This is a genomic window from Streptomyces sp. NPDC008137 (assembly GCF_042957035.1).
GTDB lineage: Bacteria > Actinomycetota > Actinomycetes > Streptomycetales > Streptomycetaceae > Streptomyces.
The window spans coordinates 1-5,480 of record NZ_JBIBHN010000024.1 but is presented as its reverse complement, the minus strand read 5'-3'; the positions used below and the strand labels follow the sequence as shown (position 1 = coordinate 5,480).

4 protein-coding genes are annotated in these 5,480 nt (G+C 71.2%); 3 read left to right on the top strand and 1 reads right to left on the bottom strand.

The genetic code is table 11. The features are described from left to right. The first annotated feature begins 207 nt into the window (after positions 1-207). Positions 208-1,311, top strand: coding sequence for a hypothetical protein (locus tag ACFZBT_RS29555; RefSeq protein WP_391109732.1), 1,104 nt, complete (start codon positions 208-210; stop codon positions 1,309-1,311). A 164-nt stretch (positions 1,312-1,475) separates the two neighbouring features. Here the strand turns inward: ACFZBT_RS29555 and ACFZBT_RS29550 are convergent, their stop codons facing one another. Continuing rightward, positions 1,476-2,972 (bottom strand): oligopeptide:H+ symporter, encoded by a 1,497-nt coding sequence (locus tag ACFZBT_RS29550; RefSeq protein ID WP_391109730.1) that lies wholly within the window; start codon positions 2,970-2,972, stop codon positions 1,476-1,478. 432 nt (positions 2,973-3,404) lie between these two features. On the opposite strand from ACFZBT_RS29550, the gene ACFZBT_RS29545 reads away from it, so the two are divergent. Further along, a complete protein-coding gene (locus ACFZBT_RS29545) occupies positions 3,405-4,082 on the top strand; it encodes a response regulator transcription factor (protein WP_382495813.1) in 678 nt (225 codons plus the stop codon). Positions 4,083-4,114: 32 nt separating this feature from the next. Next, complete coding sequence (locus tag ACFZBT_RS29540; RefSeq protein ID WP_391109726.1) at positions 4,115-5,392, top strand: ATP-binding protein; 1,278 nt, start codon at positions 4,115-4,117, stop codon at positions 5,390-5,392. The last annotated feature ends 88 nt before the right edge of the window (positions 5,393-5,480 follow it).

The following is a 5,480-nucleotide window of genomic DNA, read 5'->3' as shown; positions in this document are numbered from 1 at the left end:
GCGCACGCAGGTCCCGGGCGCTTGGTGGAGCGGGTCGCACGGGCTGGCGAGGCCGTGCGTATGCCCTCATGCCGGCTGAAGGCGACGCACACTGGCCCCGGAAACCCGCTGGAGCCGGCCGATCGGGCCGTGGATGCCGTGAGCATGCCCGGGCACTCGCCGGAGCCGAGTCCGTATGCACGCCCCGGACGACCGATGGAGCCGCCGATGTCGCGTGCCGTGCGCCTTCCGTCCCTGTCGTTGTCGGTTCTGCTCGTGTTTCTGCTGGCTCTGGCAGGGGCCGGGTCCGCCGAGGCGGTGGAGCGGCCCCGGGTCGAGTTGTCCGCGGCGCAGGCGGGGGCGGGCGGGTCGGTCACCGTCAGCGGGAGCGGCTGGCGGGCGCGGGCGCTGCTGACGATGCTGGTCTGTGGGCAGGCCGAGCCGGACCGGGGTGTGACCGGGGGGACCAACTCCTGCGCCAACGCCGACGGCCGTGCCGTCACCACCGATGCCGAAGGGCGCTTCCGCCGCGCGCTGCCCGTCGTCGAACCACCGGTGCCGTGCCCCTGCGTGGTGCACGTGGCGACGGTGACCGGCGCGGATGCCGAGGCCGACGCGGCGCTCCAGGTCGCCGGGCACACGGTCGAGCCGCTGCCCGCCGAACGGGCCGGGGGGCGGCTCACGCTGCTCGCGGACACCCGACTGCGCGGTGAGAGCGGGCTGCTGACCTGGTTCGGATCCCCGCCCGCCCGGACCCTGGAGGTCACCGTCGGCAACGTCGGCACATCCCCCGTGAAGAACCCCGTCTTCCAGGTCGGCACCGCGCACGGCGTGTTCGCGCCGCAGTGGCAGGACCAGCGGTGGCGCGGGACGATCAGGCCCGGCGGCGAGGCCCGTATCGAACTGCCGGTAGAGCTCGCGGCCGGGGCGCACGGCGATTACACGGTGTCCCTGAAGTACGGCGGCAAGGTCCTCGCCGAACACCCCTGGGGCGTGGGCCGCCCCTGGGGCGTGACCCTCTTCTGGGCCCTGGTCCTCCTGGTCGTACCGGCGGCGGTGTTCCGCGCGGGACTGGCCCTGGTGGACCACCTGCGGCCTCGCCGGCCCGGCCACGCGGCCCGCCCGGCCCGTCGTACGGGGCTGCCCGGGCTGCTGCCCCGCCCTCCGGGGAAGCGCGCCGGGAGGGCCACGGACACCCCCTCCGCCGCCCCGGCCCTGCCCTGGGTCACCCCCGACGCCGACCCGGAAGACGCGGGGCGGCCTGCCGCGGCTTACGGAAAGGACCCGACGACGAAGGGCCCGACGACGAAGGGCCCGACGACGAAGGCCTGACCAGCACGAACGCATGCGAAGAACGGCATGAACGCACGCGAAAGGGCCGCACGAACGCATGCGAAGAACAGTACGAACGCACGCGAAGAACCACACGAACGCACGCGAAAGGGCCGCCGCGTCCCGGGACGCGGCGGCCCTTCGTCATGGCCCGGCGGGGCGGGTCAGCGGACGTCGCCCATGAGCTCCTTGACCTTCTTGCGGTACATCCACACCGCGCCTCCGGCGAGGACGGCGAGCGTCGCCTCCAGGGCCACGATGCCCGTCTTGTTCAGGTCGACCCCGGCGATGGAGAGCAGACCGGTCGTGGCGTCACCGGCGGTGACGGCCAGGAACCAGACGCCCATCATCTGCGAGGCGTACTTCGCGGGAGCCATCTTCGTCGTCACCGACAGACCCACCGGGGAGAGCAGCAGCTCACCGACGGTCTGCGTGAAGTAGATCGCCACCAGCCACAGCGCGGCCGCCTTGTGACCGCCCTCGGCGATCGACAGCGGGGCCAGGAAGAGGAAGAAGGACGCGCCGACCAGGACCAGACCCGAGCCGAACTTCACGATCGTGCTCGGCTCCTTGCCACGCCGGTTCAGCGCCAGCCAGAACCAGGCGAAGACCGGGGCCAGCGCCATGATCAGGACCGGGTTGACCGACTGGTACCAGGAGACCGGGAAACCCCAGCCGAAGACGCTGTTCTCGGCGGAGGAGTCCGCGAAGATCGACAGCGTCGAGCCGCCCTGGTCGTAGATCATCCAGAACACGGCCGCGGCCACGAAGAACCAGATGTACGCGGACATCTTCGACTGCTCGGCGCGGTCCAGGTCCTTGTCGCGTTTGATGCGGACCAGGACCATCGTCGGGACGATCACGCCGAGCAGGGTCAGCGGGACGAGGATCCAGTTGAGCGTGTAGTGGCCGGAGAAGCCGACGATCGCGTAGAAGACGGCCGCGATACCGGCCCAGATCGCCGCCTTGCGCAGCGTCGAGGCCTTCTCCTCGCCGGACAGCGGCGTCGGGACGACGCTGGAGCGCTCGGCCAGGTTGCGCGAGCCGATCAGGAACTGGACGAGACCCAGCGCCATGCCGAGCGCGGCGAGCGCGAAGCCCAGGTGCCAGCTGACGCTCTCGCCGATGGTGCCGATGATCAGCGGCGCCGCGAAGGCACCGAGGTTGATGCCCATGTAGAAGACGGTGAAGCCGCCGTCGCGGCGCGGGTCGTCGGGTCCGTCGTAGAGCTGGCCGACCATCGTCGAGATGTTGGCCTTCAGCAGACCCGAGCCGATCGCGACCAGGGCGAGGCCGGCGTAGAAGGTGCCGGAGGAGGGCAGGGCCAGCGTGAGGTGGCCCAGCATGATGACGCCGCCCGCGATGGCGACGGTCTTGCGCGGCCCCCAGACGCGGTCGCCGAACCAGCCGCCGGGCATGGTGAGCAGGTACACCAGCGACACGTACACCGAGTAGATCGCCGTCGCAGTGCCCGCGTCGAGGTGCAGGCCACCCGGTGCCACCAGGTACAGCGGGAGCAGGGCCCTCATGCCGTAGTAGGAGAATCGCTCCCACATCTCGGTCATGAAGAGAGTGGCCAGTCCGCGGGGGTGGCCGAAGAAGGTCTTCTCGGAGCCGGGGGTGCCCGGGCGGGCCGAGTCCTTCGTCAGGCTGGACGCCATGGTCGTTCCTTGCTGGTCGGGACGCGCCCCGCGACAGGGGTGGTGCGCCCGGTGGGGGCTGTCGGCACCGGAGCGTACGGCCGTCGCCCCCGACGCCTACGGGGGTCCGCTCCGGGTCACGGAGCGGTGGGCGGTCGCCGGCCCGACAAAAAAGAGACCTTCAGGGCAGAGGGCCGCAGAAGGTCGCCTAGGGCTACAGGCGTCGATTCACCATACGGCAGGACACAGCCGCATATGGAAGGACTTGAGAGGAGGATCACAGGTGTCGGGGGAACCGTGAGCCCCGTTTCCAAGGTCCTTACCAGGATCGCACCCCACAGGCAGAGGTTCGTCCGCGTTCCCCCGGAACGTAAGAAGTGGGTATGCCAACGGTAAGAATCAAGGCTTCCGGTCACACCCCAGCTCAGGGCCTCGCAGGTCTACCATCACTCCATGACCCGAGTACTGCTCGCTGAGGACGACGCGTCCATCTCGGAGCCACTGGCCCGTGCCCTGCGCCGGGAGGGCTATGAGGTCGAGGTGCGTGAGGACGGCCCCACCGCTCTCGACGCCGGACTGCAGGGCGGCGTCGACCTGGTCGTGCTCGACCTGGGTCTGCCCGGCATGGACGGACTGGAGGTGGCCCGGCGCCTGCGTGGCGAGGGCCACACCATCCCGATCCTCATCCTGACCGCGCGCGCCGACGAGGTGGACACCGTCGTCGGGCTCGACGCGGGCGCCGACGACTACGTCACCAAGCCCTTCCGGCTCGCCGAGTTGCTCGCCCGCGTCCGGGCCCTGCTACGGCGCGGTGCCGCCGAGCCGCAGCAGCCGCCCGCCACCCACGGCGTGCGCATCGACGTCGAGTCGCACCGCGCCTGGATGGGCGAGGAGGAGCTCCAGCTCACCGCGAAGGAGTTCGACCTGCTGCGGGTGCTGGTGCGCGACGCGGGCCGGGTCGTCACCCGCGACCAGCTGATGCGCGAGGTCTGGGACACCACCTGGTGGTCGTCGACCAAGACCCTCGACATGCACATCTCCTGGCTGCGCAAGAAGCTCGGCGACGACGCGGCCAACCCCCGCTTCATCGCCACCGTGCGCGGTGTGGGCTTCCGTTTCGAGAAGAGCTGAGCCACGGGGCAGGCAGGCACGGGTAACAGGACATGCGCCGCCGACTGATCCAGTCCACGCTCGCCGTGGTGCTGGTCGTGATCGCCGTCTTCGGGGTCTCGCTCGTCATCGTCGAGACCCGGACGATCAGCAACAGTGCCCAGGAACGGGTGGAGTCCGAGGCGGTCCGCCTCGCCAGCATCGTCGACAGCCGGCTCTTCGGGTCCCAGCAGGTCGACGCCGAGGTGCTGCGCGACCAGGTCACGCAGGACCGCTACTACGCGGTGATCCGGCTCCCCGGCGAGGCGCCCATCGAGGTCGGCGACAAGCCGTCCGGTGACGTCATCAGCGCGACCGCGCCCGGCGAGGAGGGCGAGACGGTCACCGTCCAGGAGCCGCGCTCCTCGGTGACCCGCGAGGTCGGCCGGACGCTGCTGATCATCGCGCTGGTCGCGCTGCTCGCGGTGGTGGCCGCGGTCCTGCTGGCGGTCCGCCAGGCGAACCGGCTGGCGTCGCCGCTGACCGACCTCGCGGAGACGGCCGAGCGGCTCGGCTCGGGCGATCCCCGCCCCCGGCACAAGCGGTACGGCGTGCCCGAGCTGGACCGGGTGGCGGACGTGCTGGACGGCTCCGCCGAGCGCATCGCGCGCATGCTCACCGCCGAACGCCGCCTGGCCGCGGACGCCTCCCACCAGCTGCGGACACCCCTCACGGCCCTGTCCATGCGGCTGGAGGAGATCACCCTCACCGACGACCCGGCCACCGTGAAGGACGAGGCGACGATCGCGCTCACGCAGGTCGAGCGGCTGACGGACGTCGTCGAGCGGCTGCTGACCAACTCCCGCGATCCGCGCACCGGCTCCGCCGTCACCTTCGACCTCGACGAGGTCATCCAGCAGCAGCTCGCCGAGTGGCGGCCGGCGTACCGCAGCGCGGGCCGGGCCATCGTCAGCTCGGGGAAGCGGCATCTGGAGGCGGTCGGCACGCCCGGCGCGGTCGCGCAGGTGCTGGCCGCGCTGATCGAGAACTCCCTGATGCACGGTGGCGGCACGGTGGCCCTGCGCACTCGCGTCACCGGCAACCAGGCGGTCATCGAGGTCACCGACGAGGGCCCCGGAGTCCCCGCCGACCTGGGCGCACGCATCTTCGAGCGGGCGATCAGCGGCCGGAACTCCACGGGCATCGGCCTGGCCGTCGCCCGCGACCTGGCGGAAGCGGACGGCGGCCGACTGGAAATGCTCCAGACCAAGCCCCCGGTCTTCGGCCTGTTCCTGTCCCGTACGGCGGCCCAGACGTCGATGCCCGACGAGGACGAGCCGATGGTCCGCTAGGGCCTGTCGTTTGGATCACGGCGCAGGGAATCGGCAGCACTTCTTCGACGCCGGTGAGCGGGGCCTGGTGCGTGCAGCTGCAAGGCGG